Origin of the sequence: Sphingopyxis sp. HIX (assembly GCF_001468285.1) — a bacterium.
Lineage (GTDB): Bacteria > Pseudomonadota > Alphaproteobacteria > Sphingomonadales > Sphingomonadaceae > Sphingopyxis.
The window spans coordinates 87,671-106,440 of the sequence record NZ_LNSB01000001.1; the positions used below are offsets into that span (position 1 = coordinate 87,671).

At 67.5% G+C, this 18,770-nt stretch carries 12 protein-coding genes; 7 read left to right on the forward strand and 5 right to left on the reverse strand.

Annotated features, from left to right (window positions below):
* Nucleotides 1-12: 12 nt before the first annotated feature.
* Genes ATE62_RS00385 through ATE62_RS00395 form a run of 3 tightly spaced genes read right to left on the reverse strand, consistent with a single transcriptional unit; the run spans nucleotide 13 to nucleotide 4,343 of the window.
* The gene (locus ATE62_RS00385; protein WP_058807344.1) at nucleotides 13-897 is read right to left on the reverse strand and encodes a helix-turn-helix domain-containing protein; all 885 of its coding nucleotides are present in this window, start codon (nucleotides 895-897) and stop codon (nucleotides 13-15) included.
* A gap of 9 nt (nucleotides 898-906) precedes the next feature.
* Nucleotides 907-2,118: a cytochrome P450 gene (locus ATE62_RS00390; protein WP_058807345.1), complete on the reverse strand. Its 1,212-nt coding sequence runs from the start codon at nucleotides 2,116-2,118 to the stop codon at nucleotides 907-909.
* Between the two features lie 2 nt (nucleotides 2,119-2,120).
* Entirely contained in the window at nucleotides 2,121-4,343 is a 2,223-nt protein-coding gene (locus ATE62_RS00395) for a TonB-dependent receptor (protein WP_058807346.1), read from the reverse strand.
* Between the two features lie 533 nt (nucleotides 4,344-4,876).
* On the opposite strand from ATE62_RS00395, the gene ATE62_RS00400 reads away from it, so the two are divergent.
* Both ATE62_RS00400 and ATE62_RS00405 read left to right on the forward strand, forming a co-directional pair.
* Nucleotides 4,877-5,980, forward strand: coding sequence for an acyl-CoA dehydrogenase family protein (locus tag ATE62_RS00400; RefSeq protein ID WP_269433353.1), 1,104 nt, complete (start codon nucleotides 4,877-4,879; stop codon nucleotides 5,978-5,980).
* Entirely contained in the window at nucleotides 5,980-6,924 is a 945-nt protein-coding gene (locus ATE62_RS00405; protein ID WP_058807348.1) for an acyl-CoA dehydrogenase family protein, read from the forward strand. The genes ATE62_RS00400 and ATE62_RS00405 overlap by 1 nt, the downstream gene beginning before the upstream one ends.
* Here the strand turns inward: ATE62_RS00405 and ATE62_RS00410 are convergent.
* Entirely contained in the window at nucleotides 6,921-7,391 is a 471-nt protein-coding gene (locus ATE62_RS00410; protein ID WP_058807349.1) for an Lrp/AsnC family transcriptional regulator, read from the reverse strand. The two genes, ATE62_RS00405 and ATE62_RS00410, sit on opposite strands and share 4 nt — an antisense overlap.
* Nucleotides 7,392-7,489: 98 nt before the next feature.
* Here ATE62_RS00410 and putA point away from each other — a divergent pair, with 98 nt between their 5' ends.
* A complete protein-coding gene (gene putA, locus ATE62_RS00415; protein WP_058807364.1) occupies nucleotides 7,490-10,579 on the forward strand; it encodes a bifunctional proline dehydrogenase/L-glutamate gamma-semialdehyde dehydrogenase PutA in 3,090 nt (1,029 codons plus the stop codon).
* 180 nt (nucleotides 10,580-10,759) lie between these two features.
* Here the strand turns inward: putA and ATE62_RS00420 are convergent, their stop codons facing one another.
* The gene (locus ATE62_RS00420; RefSeq protein ID WP_231736020.1) at nucleotides 10,760-11,710 is read right to left on the reverse strand and encodes a tetratricopeptide repeat protein; all 951 of its coding nucleotides are present in this window, start codon (nucleotides 11,708-11,710) and stop codon (nucleotides 10,760-10,762) included.
* A 160-nt stretch (nucleotides 11,711-11,870) separates the two neighbouring features.
* On the opposite strand from ATE62_RS00420, the gene gdhA reads away from it, so the two are divergent.
* Genes gdhA through ATE62_RS00440 form a run of 4 tightly spaced genes read left to right on the forward strand, consistent with a single transcriptional unit; the run spans nucleotide 11,871 to nucleotide 18,763 of the window.
* Nucleotides 11,871-13,226, forward strand: coding sequence for an NADP-specific glutamate dehydrogenase (gene gdhA / locus ATE62_RS00425; protein ID WP_058807350.1), 1,356 nt, complete (start codon nucleotides 11,871-11,873; stop codon nucleotides 13,224-13,226).
* Nucleotides 13,227-13,276: 50 nt separating this feature from the next.
* Entirely contained in the window at nucleotides 13,277-14,764 is a 1,488-nt protein-coding gene (locus ATE62_RS00430; protein ID WP_058807351.1) for a multiheme c-type cytochrome, read from the forward strand.
* A 9-nt stretch (nucleotides 14,765-14,773) separates the two neighbouring features.
* Nucleotides 14,774-16,792, forward strand: coding sequence for a heme-binding protein (locus tag ATE62_RS00435; RefSeq protein WP_058818404.1), 2,019 nt, complete (start codon nucleotides 14,774-14,776; stop codon nucleotides 16,790-16,792).
* A gap of 3 nt (nucleotides 16,793-16,795) precedes the next feature.
* Nucleotides 16,796-18,763: a hypothetical protein gene (locus tag ATE62_RS00440; RefSeq protein WP_058809500.1), complete on the forward strand. Its 1,968-nt coding sequence runs from the start codon at nucleotides 16,796-16,798 to the stop codon at nucleotides 18,761-18,763.
* Nucleotides 18,764-18,770: the final 7 nt, after the last annotated feature.

Sequence of the window (18,770 nt, forward strand, 5' to 3'; positions counted from 1 at the left end):
GTCCTTCTCCGTTCAGTAAAGCCCGCGCCGTTCCTGCTGGCGATAATCGCTCGGCGCCATGCCGAACCAGGCGCGAAAGGCGCGGCTGAAATGGCTCTGGCTGGTAAAGCCGGTCGCCTCGGACAAAGCGGCGAGGCTGAGGTCGGTCTGAACGAGCATCTGCTGCGCGCGGTCGAGCCGCGCCTTCATCACATATTGGTGCGGCGAGATGCCCGTCGCCTTCTTGAACAGGCGGCAGAAATGCGACGGCGTGACCCCCGCGACCGCGGCCATCGCCTCCAGGCTATGCTCTTCGGCGGGGTTGGCGAGCACCGCGTTCATGATCTTGTGGAGGCGGTAGGCCGAGAAATCCGAGACCGGGATTTCGGTCGGGTTGCCGTGCGCGGGCGGGCCCGAGAGGATGTGGGCTTTGAGCGCGCCCACCATCGCCGCGACATAGGCGGTGCGTTCCTCGGCCTGCGGCGCATAGAGTTCGGACAGGATCTGGCGCGTCAGCGCAACGCCCAGTGGATCGGCGAAAGCGAAGCGCATCTTGCTGAACTGTTCGGCGTGCGGCTGCCCCGCGAGCACGTCCGATGACATCGACAGCGTGACGACGTCGAGCTCGCCGTCGACCAGCCAGCCGGTCGGCTGCCCCGCGGGGACGATCGTCGCGCAGCCGGGGATCGAGCTCGTCTCGGTCCAGCCGTCGCGGTCCCAGGTCTTGACCTGCGGTTTGCCCGCGACATGGACGGTGAAGATCGGCTGCGGCAGCGCGGGCAGGGTGTAGCTGCCGACGAACTGGCGCCAGCGGCAGAGCGACCAGCCGTCGCCGATCGACCCCATCTCGACGTCGGGGGCGCGGCCCAGCACGTCGCAGATGATCGCCTTGTTGTCCCAGATGCTCTCGGTCTGCATTCTTCTTCCTCAGGCCACCAGCCTGACCTCGAGCCGCTTGAAGCCGTTGATGAAGTTCGACCGCACGCGGACCGGCTCTCCCATGATCTCTATCCGCCGAACATGGCGCGCCATGGTGGCAAAGGCGAGTCGCAATTGCATCTCGGCGAGCCGCGATCCGACGCAGACATGCACCCCCGCGCCGAACGCCAGATGCTGGCGGATCGGGCGCGCAATGTCGAAGGCGTCAGGATTTTCGAACACCGCGGGATCGCGGTTGCCCGCGGGGTAGAAGACGACGACCTTGTCGCCCTTGCGGATCGCCTGCCCGCCCAGCTCGGTATCGCGCGTCGCGGTGCGGCGCATATGGATCACCGGGCTCGCGTGGCGCACCATCTCCTTGACCGCATTCGGCAGCAGGGCGGCGTCGGCGCGGATCGCATCCCATTGCTCGGGGTTGGCCGCGAAGGCGATCAGGCTGTGGTTGATCGAATTGCGCGTCGTCTCGTTGCCGCCGACGAGCGCGAGGATGAGGTTGCCGATAAAGTCGCCGAGCGGGACGGGCTGGCCATGGATTTCCGTGTTCGCGAGCAACGAAGCAATGTCGGGGCCGGGATTGGCGCGGCGTTCCTCGAACAGGGCCGAAGCAAAGGCGATGAACTCGCCCATCACCGCCGCCATCGCTTCGGGCGACTGGCGGAAATCGGGGTCGTCCTCGCCGACGAAGGCGTCGGTCCAGCGGTGCAGATCGTGCCACATCTCCGCTGGCACGCCGAGCAGTTCGGCGAGCGTCAGCAGCGGCAGGGGCACGGTGAGGAGCGGCAGGATGCTCACCGTCTCGTTCAGCGGCACCTCTGAAAACAGCCGCTCGACGCGTTCGGCGATTCGCGCCTCGATCCCTTCGAGACGCGCGGGCGAGAGCGCGGGCATCACGAATTTGCGGTACTGCGTGTGCGTCGGCGGATCGCGCGAGATGAAGGGGATGCCGATCGCCGATTCGCCCGCGCCGGTCAGCCCAACCTCATTTTCGTTGAAGATGCGGTGCCCGCCATTTTCGTGCGCCGACGAAAAGAGATCGGCCTGCCGCGATACCAGGTTGATCTCCTCGAACCCCAGCACCGCCCAGAAGCCCGCGCCATCGCTCTCGGGGTTCCAGTGGACCGGGCCCGCGGCGCGCAAGGCCGCGAGCTCGGCATAGGGCATGCCGCCGACGTAGAGATCGGGGTCCTTCAGGTCGGTCATCGTCAGAAGCTGTAGCGCAGGGACACGCCATAGGTGCGCGGCGCCGACGGCACGAGGAAGTTGTACGGGAAACCCGCCCCCCGCAGGTCGAGGCCATAGCCATAGGTCTTGCGTTCGAAGATATTGTTCGCGAACGCGCGGATCGTCAGCGCGTCGTTCGACCAGCCGAGCGAAGCATTGACCTTGGCATTGGCGCCCTGCTGCAGCTCGCTGTTGACCTGCGGCGTGCCCGGCGCGTCGATGTCGTTGAACGGCGAGAAATATTGCCGGCTCGAATAGGCCATGCTCGGCGCGAAGGTGATCGTGCCGCCCGCGACCTCGACCACATCCCATTCGAAACCGAGCTGCGCAGTGAGCTTCGGCGCGAAGGGCAGTTCGTTGCCCGAGAGGTCGGCGCCCTGCAGCGTCAGCTCCTTATATTTCGAATGCAGCCAGCCGAGCGACGCGTTGACGCGAAGACCGTCGGTGGGCCGCAAGGTCGTTTCGACTTCGAGGCCATAGACCTCGGATGACGGCGCATTGACCAGGAAGGAAACCGGCCCGGCGCGCGTGTCCTGCAGCTGCTGGTTCGAATAGTCGTAATAGAAGGCCGAGGCCGCGTAAGTCAGCAGCCGGTCGGCGGTGCGCCCCTTGATCCCGATCTCATAGGCGTTGACGCGTTCGGGCTCGATATAGCCGATGCCCGACGAGGAGGTGTAGCCGCCGCCGTTGACGGCCCCCGCGCGATAGCCGCGGTTGTAGCTCGCATAGACCAGCGGGCCGTCGTCGAAGGTGTAGCTGAGCGCAATCCGCCCGGTCAGCGCATTGTTGGTGTCGGCGAGCGCGAAGCGCGCCGCGGGATCATAGGCGCAGGTGCCGGCGACGCCCGGGCACGGTACCGTCGTCGCGATCGGCGTCTGCGGATCGTCGACCCCGCCGACGAACAGATAGGCGAAGGCGTCGTCGTAGCGCGACTTGTCCTTGGTGTAGCGCGTGCCGAGCGTCAGCACGAGCTTCTCGGTCAGGTCGATATCGGCCTGCCCGAACACGGCATAGCTCTTCCGGACCTGCCGGTAATGCTGGAAGAAGCCCCCCGCCGGCGGCAGCGGCAGGTTGAAACTGTTGTCGGTGATATTGCGGTCCCAGCCGTAGAAGAGGCCGCCGACGAAATTGATCCCGTCGCCCTCGTAATTGGCGCGCAACTCCTGGCTGAACTGGCGATATTTCGAGCGCCAGTTGATGTCGAGGATGTCGAGCGGCGCCCCATCGGCGGCCTGCTGCAGGTTCTGCTTGCCGCCGTCGAAGCTGGTGATCGAGGTCAGGCTGAGCGTGTCCGAAAGTTCGAGCGCGATATTCGCCGAAAAGCCCCAGGCGTCGGTGCGGTTCTCGCCGATGCGATTCTCGTTGGTCTCGAAGAAATCGAGCCCTGTGCGGAAGGCCCCGAGCCCATGGACCGCGGCCTGCGTGCCGCGGTCGCGCCCGGCATAGGCGCGCAGCACCACGTCGAGCGTTTCGGTGGGTTTGACGCGGAGCGACGCGCGGCCCTGCAGCGTATCGACCGACGCGGCGTCGCGCCCGCCGGGGAAGACGTTCTTTATCTGCCCGTCGCCCTTGGCATAATTGACCGCGAGGCGAAGCCCCGCGACATCCTCTGCGAGCGTCGCTTCGGCGGCGCCCTGTGCGGTGAAGGTGTCGAAATTGGCGTAACCGATCTGCGCATAGCCATTGGTGCCCGCGAGATCGGGCTTCTTCGTGATGAAGTTGATCGCGCCGCCAGTGGTGTTGCGCCCGAACAGCGTCCCCTGCGGCCCGCGCAGCACCTCGATGCGGTCGAGGTCGAAGAGGCCCATGCCGTGGCTCGTGCGCGGCGCGAGATAGACGTCGTCGAGATAGACGCCGACCGGCGAGGCCTGATTGCTGTTATATTCGTTCGCGACCCCGATCCCGCGCAGCGAGAAATTGGGCTGGGTGTCGCCATAGGGGCTGTTGATCTGCAGGTTCGGCACCGCATCGCCGAGCTGCGCCGAGTTGGTGATCCCGCGCTCGGCCAAGCTGTCGCCGCCGAGCGCGGTGACCGCGAGCGGTACGTCGAGCAGCGACTGTTCGCGGCGCTGCGCGGTGACGACGATATCGCCGTCGCTCGCCGCGCCATCCTCGGCGGGCGGTGCCTCCTGCGCGAGCGCCAACGTCGATGTCGAAAGCGAAAGCGCCGCAAGAAATGCACGCGCGTGGGGCGAAACGGCCATGAAAATTCTCCCGTAAACCGGCTTCTGCGAGCCTGATCTTCAGGAAATTAGCCGCTCGCCCTCCCGCTGGCTTTAGCCCCGCTTGCAACGAGTTTTGACATTTCTTGCGCGGGGGCGGGAGTCGCTGCAGGCTATTTCCTATTCGCGCAGAGGCGCAGAGAAGGAGGGCCTTTCCTCTCTGCGGCCTCTGCGCCTCTGCGCGAATTCATTTCACAAGTGCGGTTCGGCCGGCTTCGGGCGAAACGCGACGTTGGCGTAACCCACTTTCGTCACCCCGGGTTTGACCCGGGGCCTGCCTTTTCTTTGATCCGACGACGGAAAAAGGAAGGCGGGTCGCGGGTCAAGCCCGGGATGACGACCGGACAAGTGGCAGCTCCCCACCCCCAAAGCCGCCATCCTCACAGGCCACTATTCACATAGACCCTTGCCGCCCGCCCCCCGGCGCAATAGGCGCACAGGCGAAAACAAAGGGAAGGGGACGACCGCTGTTCGATACGCTCACCCTGGCGAGCCTGCCCGCGGCCGACGAGGCGCTGCGCCCCGCGATCCGCGCGCTCGCCGACGAAGCCGCCGCCAATGCTCCTGCCGATGTCCGCGCGCGCTCATGGTCGGGGTTCGATCCCGGCTTCAGCCGCCGCCTCGGCGCCGCCGGCTTCCTCGGCCTGACCCTGCCCAAGGCCTATGGCGGGCAGGAGCGCGGCCCCTTCGCGCGCTTCGTCGTCGTCGAGGAGCTGCTGTCGGCGGGTGCGCCGGTCGCCGCGCACTGGATCGCCGACCGCCAGAGCGCGCCGCTGATGCTGAACTATGGCAGCGAGGCGCAGCGCGATTTCTACATCCCGCGTATCTGCCGCGGCGAGCTGGTTTTCTGCATCGGGATGAGCGAACCGGGCTCGGGCTCGGACCTCGCGAGCGTGCGCACGCGCGCCGACCGCACCGAAACCGGATGGCGCGTCAATGGGCAGAAGATCTGGACCACCAACGCGATGCACGGCGATTATATGATCGCGCTGCTCCGCACCTCGGGCACCAGCGAGGATCGCCACGCCGGGCTGTCGCAACTGATCATCGACCTGAAGGCGCCCGGGGTCACCGTCCGTCCGATCACCGACCTCGCGGGCGACGCGCATTTCGCCGAGGTCTTCTTCGACAATGTCGACCTGCCCGCCGACGCGCTGATCGGCAACGAAGGCGAGGGGTGGAAACAGGTCACCGCCGAACTCGCCTTCGAACGCAGCGGGCCCGAGCGCATCTATTCGAGCGTCGTCCTGCTCGACGCGTGGATCGCGCATCTGCGCGCCGTCGGCCGCGCCGACAGCGCGACGCTGGCGCTCGTCGGCGATTTCACCGCGCGCCTCGCCACGCTGCGCGCGATGTCGATCGCCTGCACCGCGCGGCTCGCGCTCGGCGAAAGCCCGGTGACCGAGGCCTCGCTGGTCAAGGACCTCGGCACAGCCTTCGAACAGGAGCTGCCAGTGGCGATCGGTGACGATCTCGCGGCGCATCCGGACGAAGCGGTCGATGCCGAACTCTATCGCACCCTGATGTTCGTCACTTATGTGGCGCCCAGCTTCTCGCTGCGCGGCGGTACGCGCGAGGTGCTGCGCGGCATCATCGCGCGCGGAATGGGGCTACGTTGATGAGCGAATTTCTCGAACCCTTCGAGCGCATGCTCGAGGATGTGGCGCCCCCCGCCGCGGTGCGTGCGATCGAGCATGGCGGCAGCACCCATGCGATGTGGGGCGCCTTCGCCGAATCGGGCTTCCTCGACGCACTGGTGCCCGGGGAGCGCGGCGGCGCGGGTCTGTCGCTCGCCGACGCGCATCCGCTGTGGATGGCGCTCGGTCGCCATGCGGTGCCGCTGCCGGTCGGCGAGACGATGATCGCGCGCGCGCTGCTCGCCGATGCGCCCGACGGCCCGATCGCGTTGACGGTCGCTGATGGCGCGGGCACCGTCGTGCCCTGTGGCCTCGTCGCGGCGCAGCTGTTGATCGAATCGGCGGCTGGTCTCCACTTCGTCGCGACGAAAGGCGACGCAACCGGCGTACCCGCCAGCCTCGCCGCGCGGTTCGATACCGGCCGCTTGCCCGCGCCTGTCGCGCCCGCACCCGAAGGCGGCCTCCGCAGCCTCGCCGCGATCCTTCGCGCGGCGCTGATCGCCGGTGCCGCCGAACGCCTCACGCAAATGACTGCCGCCTATGCGAACGAGCGCATCCAGTTCGGCAAGCCGATCGGCCGCCAGCAGGCCCTGCAGCAGCAGATGGCGGTGATGGCCGAGGAAATGGTCGCCGCCCGCATCGCCTCGCAGCTCGGCTGCGCGGGCAGCTTCCCGCCCTCGCTCGTCGCTGCGGCCACTGCCAAGTCGGTCGCGAGCAAGGCTGCCGCGCGCGTCGCCGCGACCGCGCATGCGGTGCACGGCGCGATCGGGATCAGCGAGGAGCACGACCTCCAGCGCTTCACCCGCCGCCTCCACGAATGGCGCCTCGCCGACGGGTCGCAAAACTATTGGAATCGCCTTCTCGGCGCGGCGCGACTGGCCGATCCCGGCCGCTCGGTCGATTATGTGCGCGAGGCCTTCGCCTAGCGCGCCGATTCGAGGATCGTTTCCATCGCCACGAAGGTCGAGGTGCTCGCGACATGTGGCAGGCTCGAGATCTTCTCGCCCAGCACGATGCGATAGCGGCGGATGTCGGGGGTGCGAACCTTGAGCAGATAGTCGAAGCTGCTCGCGATCATATGGCATTCCTCGACCTCGGGGATCTGCCGCACCGCGTCGTTGAACCGGCGCAGCGCGTCTTCGCGCGTGTCGGACAATTTGACCTCGGTAAAGGCGACATGGTCGAGGCCGACTTTGGCCGGATCGACGATCGCGCGAAAGCCGGTGATCAGCCCGCTGTCGACCAGCCGCTTCACGCGCGCCTGGCACGGCGTCTTCGACAGCCCGACCTGCGCCGCGAGATCGGTGTAGGTGATCCGCCCGTCGCGGCCGAGGATGGTCAGGATCTTGCGGTCGAATTCGTCCAGATCGACCAGGGGTACTGCATTTTTCATATGTTCAGACTAAGATTTTAAATATCTTTGGTCAAAATATATATCAATGAAGCGCAATGAAGTCGAATCGACTTCGCGCATTCTGCTATGGAGTCGCCATGACCCAGCCCATCGATCGCGCTGCCATCCGCGCCCTCGCCCGCCGCCCCGAAGCCGATATCGTCGCGGACCTGCGCGCCGAGCTCGCGCGCTCGCGCGCCACGGTAGACGCCACCACCGCGCGTGGGCTCGCGCTCATCCGCAAGGCGAAGGCCGAGGGCGAGCGCGAGACACTCGTCGCGCAGCTGATGAACCGCTACCGCCTGTCGACCGAGGAAGGCGTCGTGCTGATGTGCCTCGCCGAGGCGCTGCTGCGCGTCCCCGACAGCGCGACCGCCAATGCGCTGATCCGCGACAAGATCGCCGGGCGCCGCTGGAACGAGGGCGAGGATGAGGACAGCCCGCTGATCGTCGCGCTCTCGGCGCGCGGCCTGTCGCTGGGGTCGGCGACTTTGATGCTGGGCGCGATGGGCAGCAAGGCCAACCCGCTCGCGCTGCTCAAATCGATGATCCGCCGCTCGGGCGAGCCGGTGATCCGCCAGGCTTCGCTCGCGGCGATGAAGATGCTCGGCCAGCAGTTCGTGATGGGCGAGACGATCGACGCCGCGGTCAAGCGCGCCGACAAGGAAAAGAGCGAACTCGCGAGCTTCGACATGCTCGGCGAGGCTGCGCGCACGGCGGAAGACGCAAAGCGCTATTACGACAGCTATGCGGGTGCCATTACGCGCATCGGGAAACATGCGAGGGCGGGCGACCCGCACGCCAACCACGGCATCTCGATCAAGCTCTCCGCGCTCCACCCGCGCTACGAATATCTCCAGCCTGCCCGCACCCGCGAGGAACTGATCCCGCGCGTGATCGAACTCGCCCGCGCCGCGCGCGCGGTGAATATCCCGCTGATGATCGACGCCGAGGAAAGCGACCGGCTCGAGCCGCATATGGACGTCTATGCAGCGCTGATCGACGCCGGGATCGCCGACGGCTGGACCGGGCTCGGCATCGTGATCCAGGCCTATCAGAAGCGCGCGCCCGAGGTGATCCGCTGGGTCGCCGCCAAGGCGCGCGCGCGCGGCGTCAAGCTGTCGATGCGGCTGGTGAAAGGCGCGTACTGGGATACCGAGATCAAGCGCGCCCAGACCATGGGCCTCGCCGACTTCCCGGTCTTCACCGCGAAGAACCACACCGACCTCAACTATATGCATTGCGCCCAGATCCTCCGCGACGCGCAGGACGCGATCTTCCCCGCCTTCGCCAGCCACAATGCGATGACGCTCGCCTTCGTCGCCGAGCTGTTCGCGGGCGCCGACTACGAGCTGCAGCGGCTGCACGGCATGGGCGAGGGCGCCCACGATGCCATCGTCGGCCTCTTCCCGCCGCCGCGCCCGGTGCGCGTCTATGCCCCCGTCGGCACTCACCGCGACCTGCTCGCCTATCTCGTCCGCCGCCTGCTCGAAAATGGCGCGAACTCCAGTTTCGTGCACCAATTCTCGGACCCCGACGTGACCGCCGAGCAGCTCGCGGTCGATCCGCGCAGCATCGCGAGCAAGGCCTCGACGATCGCCACCGGCCGTACCCTGCTCGATCCCGAGCGCCGCAACTCGCGCGGCTACGACCTCGGCGAGCCGGGCGTGCCCGAGGCACTGATGGCCGCGATCGCCCAGGCGCGCCGCGCGAACCCGGTCGCGGCTCCGATCGTCGCGGGCCGCACGCTGACCGGCACCGCCCTGCCCGTCCACAACCCCGCAACCGGCGCCGTCATCGGCTCGGTGATCGAGGCCGATGCCGCCGCGGTCGACGCCGCCGTCGCCGCGTCGAACCCGGTGCAGGAGGATTGGAGCCTCGCAGGCGGTGCCTTCCGCGCCGAACGGCTCGAACGCGCCGCCGACCTGCTCGAGGAGCGCGACGCATTGTTCCTCGGCCTCGCGATCGACGAGGCGGGCAAGACGCTCGTCGATGCCGTCGCCGAGATACGCGAGGCGGTCGATTTCCTGCGCTATTATGCGGCGCAGGCGCGCGCGCATTTCACCCACCCGCTGCCGCTCCCCGGCCCGACCGGCGAGCGCAACGAGCTGATGCTCGAGGGCAAGGGCATCTTTGCCTGCATCAGCCCGTGGAACTTCCCGCTCGCGATCTTCCTGGGGCAGGTGTCGGCGGCGCTCGCGGCGGGCAATGCCGTGCTCGCCAAGCCCGCCGAACAGACCCCGCTCATCGCGCACGCCGCGGTCGAACTGCTCCACGAAGCGGGCATCCCCGTGGAAATCCTGCACTATCTCCCCGGCGGCGGCGAGACCGTCGGCGCGGCGATCACCGGGCATGACGACGTCATCGGCGTCGCCTTCACCGGCTCGACCGAGGTCGCGCGCCTCATCAACCGCAGCCTCGCGATGCGCGACGGCCCGATCGCGACGCTGATCGCCGAAACCGGCGGCGCCAATGCGATGATCGTCGATTCGACCGCGCTCCCCGAACAGGTCGCGCGCGACGCCGTCGCCAGCGCTTTCCAGTCGGCGGGCCAGCGCTGCTCGGCGCTGCGGCTGCTGTGCGTGCAGGAGGATGTCGCCGAAGGGGTGATCGAGATGGTCGCGGGCGCGATGGCCGAACTCGCGATCGGCGACCCGGCAAAGCTCGCGACCGACACCGGCCCGATCATCGACGAGGAAGCGCAGGCCAATATCGCCACTTACGTCGCCGATGCGCGCGCCGCGGGCCGCGTGCTCGCCGAGGCCGGCGGCGAGCTGCCCCCTGGCGGTCATTTCGTCCGCCCGGCGCTGATTCGCCTGGGCCATGTTACCGATTTGAAGCGCGAGATCTTCGGCCCCGTGCTGCACGTCGCGACGTGGAAGGGCGGCGAGCTCGACGCGCTGATCGATGCGATCAACGCCTCGGGCTATGGCCTCACCCTCGGCGTCCACACGCGCATCGACGGCGTCGCGGCGCATGTCGCGGCGCGCGCGGCGGTCGGCAACGTCTATGTGAACCGCAACCAGATCGGCGCGATCGTCGGCTCGCAGCCCTTCGGCGGCCGCGGCCTGTCGGGCACCGGCCCGAAGGCCGGCGGCCCGCACTATCTGTTCCGCTTCGCCGAGGAAAAGTCGATCTCGACCGACATTACCGCGGCGGGCGGCAATGCGGCGCTGATGGCGGGATAGAATTGGCTCGCACAAAGCCACGAAGCCACAAAGGGAATAGTAAACTCCGTTCGTGCTGAGCTTGTCGAAGCACTGTCCTTCCTTTGGTGTCCGAGGGAAGAACGGCCCTTCGACAAGCTCAGGGCGAACGGGGATCGAGGAGCCCTTCTTTGTGGCTTCGTGGCTTTGTGCGAGTCTTCGTTAAGCCCCCGGCACGCCCAGGAGCTGCGCCTGCGCCTTCAGCCGCGCCGCGGCGCCGGGATTGGCCGCGATGCCGTCCTTCAGCGCCTGCGCCGCTTTCGCGGTCTCGCCAAGCGTTATGCGGCTGCGCATCAGCATGATCCAGCGGTCGACGTCGGCGGGATTGGCCTTCAGCTTGGCTTCGAGCCCGTCAACCATGCCTTGGATCATCGCATCCTGCTGGCCCTTGGGCAGCTGCGACGCGGCTTCCATGTCCGACCGGCTCGGCCCCGGGATCGCGCGTGCGGCGACGGGCATTTCGTCGGCGGTCAGCGGGCGCGGCCGGGTGCTTGCCAGCCGGTCTGCGACTGCGATCTTGTGGATCGCGCCGACCTGTTCGATCGTGCGGCGGAGGTCCGCCTCCCACGGCGCCCCCTGCGGTGTGTCCGCGAGCAGCGCGAACCAGTCCTCGATCGCGCCCTTGTGGTCGCCGCCGATATCCTTCTTCACCGCCATGAAATAGCGCGCGCGCGGATCCTTCGCGTCGAGCGCGACGGCTTTTTCGAATGCCTGCAGCGCCTCCGCGGGCATCGGCTCGCGCTCGCTCGCCATCACGCGCGCCTCGCCGAGCGCCGACCAGAGCCCCGCCGAATCGGGCGACAGCGCGGTCGCCTTCTCATAGGCGGCCGCCGCGCCGGCAAAATCGCCGAGGTCGAAGCGCGCCGCGCCGAGCTGCATCCATGCGTCGGCGCTGTTCGGCTCGGCCTTGGTCCGCGCCTCGAGCGCGGCGAGCTGGTCGCCGGGCAGCGTCCCGGCTTCTGCGGCGGCCGCGGGAGCTTCGGGCGCGCGGTCGCGCCAGATCGCATAGCCGATCGCGCCCGCCAGAAGCAGGAAGGCAGCGATCAGGATCAGGCCGTTCATGCGCGTCAGGCCAGTGCCGGCGGGCTTGGCCATCTCTTTGCTCTCGTTCATTTTTGCCCCTCTTGTGCGCGTGCGAAAAAATAACCGCCTCGCGCGGTCCCGGCTTGCCTTTGCTCCCCGATGGTGTAGCCTTTGAGGGGCGAGGTCGGTCAACGATTAAATCGCAAAAGGGGTCGCACCGAAATTTTCCCGGCCAACAGGGGAGGGGTGCATGGCAGTTTCAGATCACGTCGATTTCAAGACGTTCATGGAAGGGGTGTCGAAGCGCAACCCGGGGCAGGCGGAGTTCGTCCAGGCTGTCCAGGAAGTCGCCGAGGACATCTTCGATTTCATCGCCGACAAGGAAGAATATCACGCGCAGCAGATCCTGCGGCGCATCGCCGAGCCCGACCGCGTCGTCTCGTTCCGCGTCTGCTGGGAGGATGACAACGGCAATGTCCGCGTCCAGCGCGGCTGGCGCGTCCAGAACAACAATGCCATCGGCCCGTACAAGGGCGGTATCCGCTTCCACCCGTCGGTCACCGAATCGGTGCTCAAATTCCTCGCCTTCGAACAGACGTTCAAGAACGCGCTGACCGGGCTGCCGATGGGCGGCGGCAAGGGCGGCTCGAACTTCAACCCCAAGGGCAAGAGCGTGCGCGAGATCATGCGCTTCTGCCAGAGCTTCATGACCGAACTCTATCGCCACATCGGCGCCGACGTCGACGTGCCCGCGGGCGACATCGGCGTGGGCGGGCGCGAGATCGGCTATATGTTCGGCCAGTACAAGCGCATCACCAACGAATTCACCGGGGTGCTGACCGGCAAGGGCATCGAATGGGGCGGCTCGCTGATCCGGCCCGAGGCGACCGGCTATGGCGCGGTCTATTTCCTCCAGAACATGCTCGCGGTGAAGGGCATGGACCTGGTCGGCAAGACCGCAGTCATCTCGGGATCGGGCAATGTCGCGACGCACGCCGCCGAAAAGATCGTTCAGCTGGGCGGAAAGGTGCTGACGCTGTCCGATTCGGGCGGCTTCATCCACGACCCCGACGGCATCACCCAGGAAAAGATCGACTGGGTGAAGGCGCACAAGACGCACCGCCGCGGCCGGATCGAGGAATATGTGGACGAGTTCAAGGGCGCGAGCTTCACCGCGGGCAAGACCCCGTGGGGCGTCAAATGCGACGTCGCCTTGCCCTGCGCGACGCAGAACGAGCTGCTCGGCGACGACGCCAAGGCGCTGGTCGCCAATGGCGTGATCGCGGTCAGCGAAGGCGCGAACATGCCGACCAACCTCGACGGCGTGCATGTCTTCAAACATGCCAAGATCATGTTCGCGCCGGGCAAGGCCGCCAATGCCGGCGGCGTCGCGGTGTCGGGCCTCGAAATGAGCCAGAACAGCGAACGCCGCAGCTGGAAGGAAGAAGAGCTGCAGCAGATGCTCAAGGACATCATGGCGGGCATCCACAAGAGCTGCCTGACCTATGGCGATCAGGGCGGCGGCTATATCGACTATGTGAAGGGCGCCAATATCGCGGGCTTCAAGAAGGTCGCCGACGCGATGCTCGCGTTCGGAGTGGTGTAAGACGGCGGTCGAGGCGCAAAAGCGCCCGGCGGGGTAAAAGGGGTTCTGCGATGACGACGCACGCTGGACAGGAGCGCCGCGATCGGCCCTCGGCGGCCTTGGCCGCCGTCCGGCGTCCGCTCGCGGCACTTGCCGCCCTTGTGCTGATGTTGGCGACGCTTGCCGTGGCCGCCGTCATTGCAGCCCCGCCCGCGCGGTCGCAGGGCGAGGTCGCCGATCGCTACACCGGCGTCGCCTCGTGCGCGGGCTCGACCTGCCACGGCCGGATGGAAGGCGACGGCACCGTCGTCCGCCAGGACGAGCTGATGAAATGGCAGGAGCCCTCGACCCCCGGCGGCGCACACAGCCGCGCCTGGGCGGTGCTCAGCAACAGCCGCAGCCAGTTCATCGCGCGCAACCTCGGCCTCAAGGACGCGGCGACCGCGCCGATGTGCCTCGGCTGCCACAGCACCAAGGGTGCGATCGACGCCGCGGGCGGCGCGATGCGCGGCACCGTGCCGCTCGAGGATGGCGTCGGCTGCGAATCGTGCCACGGGCCCGCGGGCGGCTGGATCGCCAGCCACTATGCGGGGGTGGGCACCAACGCCGATCCCGACCGCGAAATGCGCGACAAGCATCTCGCCAACCTGTCGGCGGGGCTCAAAAAGCTCGAAGATCCCGTCGTGCGCGCGGGGGTGTGCGTCGACTGCCACTTCGGCTCGTCGGGCGAAGGCCAGTTCGTCACCCACCGTATCATGGCGGCGGGGCATCCGCGCATCGCCTTCGAACTCGACCTCTTCTCCTCGCTCCAGGCGCATCACCAAGAGGATGGCGACTATAGCTGGCGCAAGTTCGGCGTCGCGAATGCGCGCACCGACCATGTCCAGATGTGGGCGGTCGGGCAGGCCGAGGCACTCGAGCGCAGCCTCCAGCTCTTCCAGTCGAAGCGCGGGACCGAGGGCATGTTCCCCGAATTCTACTTCCTCGACTGCCACAGCTGCCATCGGCCGATCTTCGACCAGGCGAAGCCGGTGAAGACCAGCCTGAACAATCCGGGGCGCCAGATTCCCGAGGGCATGCCGCCCTATAATGACGAAAATCTGATCATGCTGGCTGCCGCGGCGCGGATCGCGGCGCCGGGGCTCGCCGACCAGCTCGCGACGCGCACCGCGGCCTTCCACCGCGCGATGGCGGTCGACCGCGACAGCGCCAAGGCGGCGGCGGCGCAATTGGGCCAGACCGTCGCGGCGCTGAAGCGCGCCTTCGCCTCGCGGAGTTTCTCGGGCACCGACGCCTTCGCGCTCGTCGATGCGATCTCGGCGACCGCCATCAGCGACCGCTTCACCGACTTCTCGGGCTCGCAGCAGGCGGTGATGGGGGTGGACACCCTGCTCAACGCGATGGTCTCGTCGGGGCGCGTCACCGTCGGTGCGGCGGCGGGCATCCGCGGCGACATCGACCGCGCCTATGCCGCGGTGAAAGACCCCAACGCCTATAAGCCCGTGCAATTCCAGCAGTCGCTCGGCAACGCCGTGCGCGCGATCCGGGCGCTGCGCTGACGACAAGATATGCAGAACCGAACCCGCCTCTTCCGCTCGAGTGCCTTTGCCGCCATGGCCGCGCTGCTCCTGTCCTCGTGCGGCGGTGGCGGCGGGGGAGGCGGCGGCACGCCGACCCCGACGCCCACGCCGACCCCCACGCCCACCCCGACCGGCGGGCTCTTCACGCCGCCCGCCGCCGAGTCGCTCAGCAGCGCCGACGTCCAGCAGATCATCGCGCAGGCGGTGGGCGAGGCGCGCGCGCGCAGCCGTCCGTCGATCATCGCGGTGACCGACCGCGTCGGCAACGTCCTCGCGGTCTTCCGCATGACCGGCGCGCCCGACACCGCGGTGGTCAGCCGCAAGCGCATCGGCGGCCCCGCGCCGATGGGCAGCGAGATCGCGCTGCAGGGCGCGACGATCCCCGCCGCCGCCGCCGCGATCGCCAAGGCGATCACCGGCGCCTATCTTTCGAGCGGGGGCAACGCCTTCTCCAGCCGCACCGCGAGCCAGATCGTCCAGGAACATTTTCCGCCTGCGCCGACTACCGTCGGGCTCGAAAGCGGGCCGCTCTTTGGGGTGCAGTTCAGCCAGCTGCCCTGCTCGGACCTGTCGCGGCGCTTCGTCCCCGGCGGCGGCACGGGCGCGCTGATCGGGCCGAAGCGCTCGCCGCTCGGCCTTGCCGCCGATGCCGGCGGCTTCCCGCTCTACAAAAATGGCGTCGTCGTCGGCGGCATCGGGGTGATGGCCGACGGCGATTATGGCTTCGACCAGAATATCCTCGACACCGAAAATGACGACGAGGAAGCGATCGCCTTCGCCGGCACGCAGAATTACGCCGCCGCCGAGGCAATCCGCGCCGAAAGGATCACCGTCGACGGCACCTCGCTGCGCTTCAGCGACGCGACCACCGCCAGCCTCGCGCCGCTCCAGACCAATTTCGGCGCGATCAACGGCACGCAGGGCGCGCTGATCGCGGTCACCGGCTATACCGACGGCACGCTGGTTGCCGGCACCGTCTACGGCAGCGAGGCGTCGGGCATCCGCGCGAGCACGCCGGCCGAATTCTCGAACCGCGATGCCTTCGTCCTCACCGACGGCAACGGCAATCCGCGCTATCCGATCCGCGCCGGCACCGACGGCGCCGCGGTCGCGCAGCCGCTCACCGCCGCCGAGGTGCGCGCGGTGCTCGAAGAGGCGTTCACCGTGCTGTCGCGGGCGCGCGCGCAAATCCGCCGCCCGCTCGACAGCCGGATGCAGGCGACGATCAGCCTCGTCGACACGCGCGGCGAGATTCTCGGCATCGTGCGCTCGCCCGACGGCCCGATCTTCGGCACCGACGTCTCGTTGCAAAAGGCGCGCACCGCGGCCTTCTTCTCGGGCAGCCACGCCGCGCCCGAACTGTCCGCGACGCCGGCGATCCCGGGCGTCGCCGACGTCGCCGCCTATGTCCCGCGCGTGCGCAGCTTCCTCAATGATCCCGCGGCGCTCACCGGCACGGTCGCCTTCGCCGACCGCTCGGGCGGCAATCTCGCGCGTCCCTATTTCCCCGACGGCGAAGTCTCGCGCCCGCCGGGGCCGCTGTCGGTCCAGCAATCGGCGCAGTTCAGCCCCTTCGCGGTCGGGCTGCAGGTCGATCTCGTCGCGCTCAACATCGTCCAGCACCTCAATTTCGTCGCCAGCGGCGGCGCAAGCCCCGACACGGCGCAGCAATGCACGCAGATCCCCGACGTCACCCCGGGGCATAAAAGGCTGGCGAACGGCATCCAGATCTTCCCGGGATCGGTCCCCATCTATCGCGGCAGCACGCTGGTCGGCGCGGTCGGCGTGTCGGGCGACGGCATCGACCAGGACGATATGGTGAGCTTCCTTGGCACGCATAATGGCGGCGCGCGTATCGGCGGTATCGGCAATGCGCCGACCGGCATCCGCGCCGACCGCGTCGTCGTCAACCTGTCGGGCGGCGCGAGCGTGCGGCTGCGCTACGTCTCCTGCCCCTTCGCGCCCTTCCTCGACACGGCGCAGCAAAATGTCTGCGACGGGCTCTAGACGATGAGCCTCGCGGGAAGCAGCCTTTGGCCGATCATCGCCAGCCTCGCCGCGCAGGGCGCGCCCGAGGCTGCGGCCGAGCCTGCGCCCGCGGCCGAGGCCGAAGCTCCTGCGGACGAACCCTCGCTCGACGACCTCACGCCGCCGCCGCCGCCGGTCGACTGGCAGGAGATGATGAGCGACGATCTGATGACCCAGATCATCGACGGCCGCCGCCGCCCGGGTTACCGCCCCGACCTGCCGGACCAGCTGACGCAGGACAATGTCGGCGCGCTCCGTCCGCCGCCGCCCGAGGCCTTTCCGGGGATGGAGGACCAGCTGCCGGTCCCCGACCGCTGGCGCCTGATCGAGAGCCTGGGGGTGGTCAAGGAACGCTGGTTCGACCCCTATCACCAGAACACCTACAAGGGCGACCGGGCGCTCTGCATCCCGACCAAGGAAGCACAGGAACTTCGCACACGTGGCGGCGAGGCGCGCTGCAAGACCCCGAAATTCCTGGGATTGAAGGGCGAGGACTGGTTCTTCGTCGTCAACGCCGTCTCGGACAGCGTGTTCGAACCGCGCACCTTCCCGATCCCCGTCGGCGTCCAGACGACCTCGCGGCCGGGCAGCCTCGATGTCTTCGGCAAGAACCGCAGCTTCGTCGCGGCGCAGACCTTCATCGTCGGCGCCGCGCTGATCAAGGGCTCGACCGCGTTCAAGCCGCCCGACATCGAATATCGCCTGACGCTCGCCTATCAGGCGAACTATGTCGACGTGCCCGAACGGCGCGTGCTCGACGTGCGCCCGTCGAAGAAGAGCAACCGCTTCGACCATTTTATCGGCGTGCAGGAATTGTTCGTCGACAAGCACCTCGGCAACACGTCGGACCGCTACGACTTTTATTCGATCCGCGTCGGCATCCAGCCGTTCCAGAGCGATTTTCGCGGCTTCCTGTTCCAGGATTCGCAGCTCGGCATCCGCCTGTTCGGCAATCGCGACAACAACCGCTTCCAATATAATCTCGCGGCCTTCTGGCGGCTCGAAAAGGACACCAACTCGGGCCTGAACGACATCACCCAGACGCCACGCGACGACTTCATCTTCACTGGCAATCTCTATCGCCAGGATTTCCCCTTCGTCGGGCTGACGAGCCAGGTCAGCGTGACGTACAACATGAACCGCGAAAAGAACGACATCCAGATCGACCATAATGGTTTCCCGGTGCGCCCCGCGCTGCTCGGCGACCTCAAGGGCCGCGAATATGATGTCGTGTACCTCGGCTACAGCGCCGACGGACGCATCGGGCGGATCAACCTGACCGCCAGCTTCTACGCCGCGCTCGGCGAGGACCGGAACAGCTTCTTCACCAGCAAGCCCGCCGAGATTCGTGGGGGTTTCGGCGCGGTCGAGCTCAGCTACGATCACGACTGGATGCGCTTTCGCCTGTCGGGCCTCTACGCCACCGGCGACCGCGATCCGTATAACAATACCGAGGGCGGCTTCGACGCGATCTTCGAGAACCCGATCTTCGGCGGCGCCGACACCAGCTACTGGATTCGCCAGACCATTCCCTTCGCGGGCGGCGGGCGCGTCATCGCGATCTCGGGCCGCAACGGCATATTGAATTCGCTGCGCTCATCGAAGGAAGAGGGGCAGTCGAACTTCAACAACCCCGGCACCGTCTTCGTCGGCGCCGGCGCCGATTTCGACATCTCGCCGCAGTTCCGCGTCAGCACCAACGTCAACCATCTGTGGTTCGCCAACACCAGTTCGCTCCAGGCGCTGCGCATGGAGGGCTCGATCCCCAAGGATATCGGCTGGGACCTGTCGGTCGCGACGATCTGGCGGCCCAAGGCGACGCAGAATATCGTCGGGCGGTTGAGCGCCGCGGTGCTCGTCCCGGGCAAGGGGTTCAAGGACCTGTTCGAAAACAAACAGCGCGAGGATGTCTATGTGTCGATCCTCGCCAACGCGATCTTGAGTTTCTGACGATGCC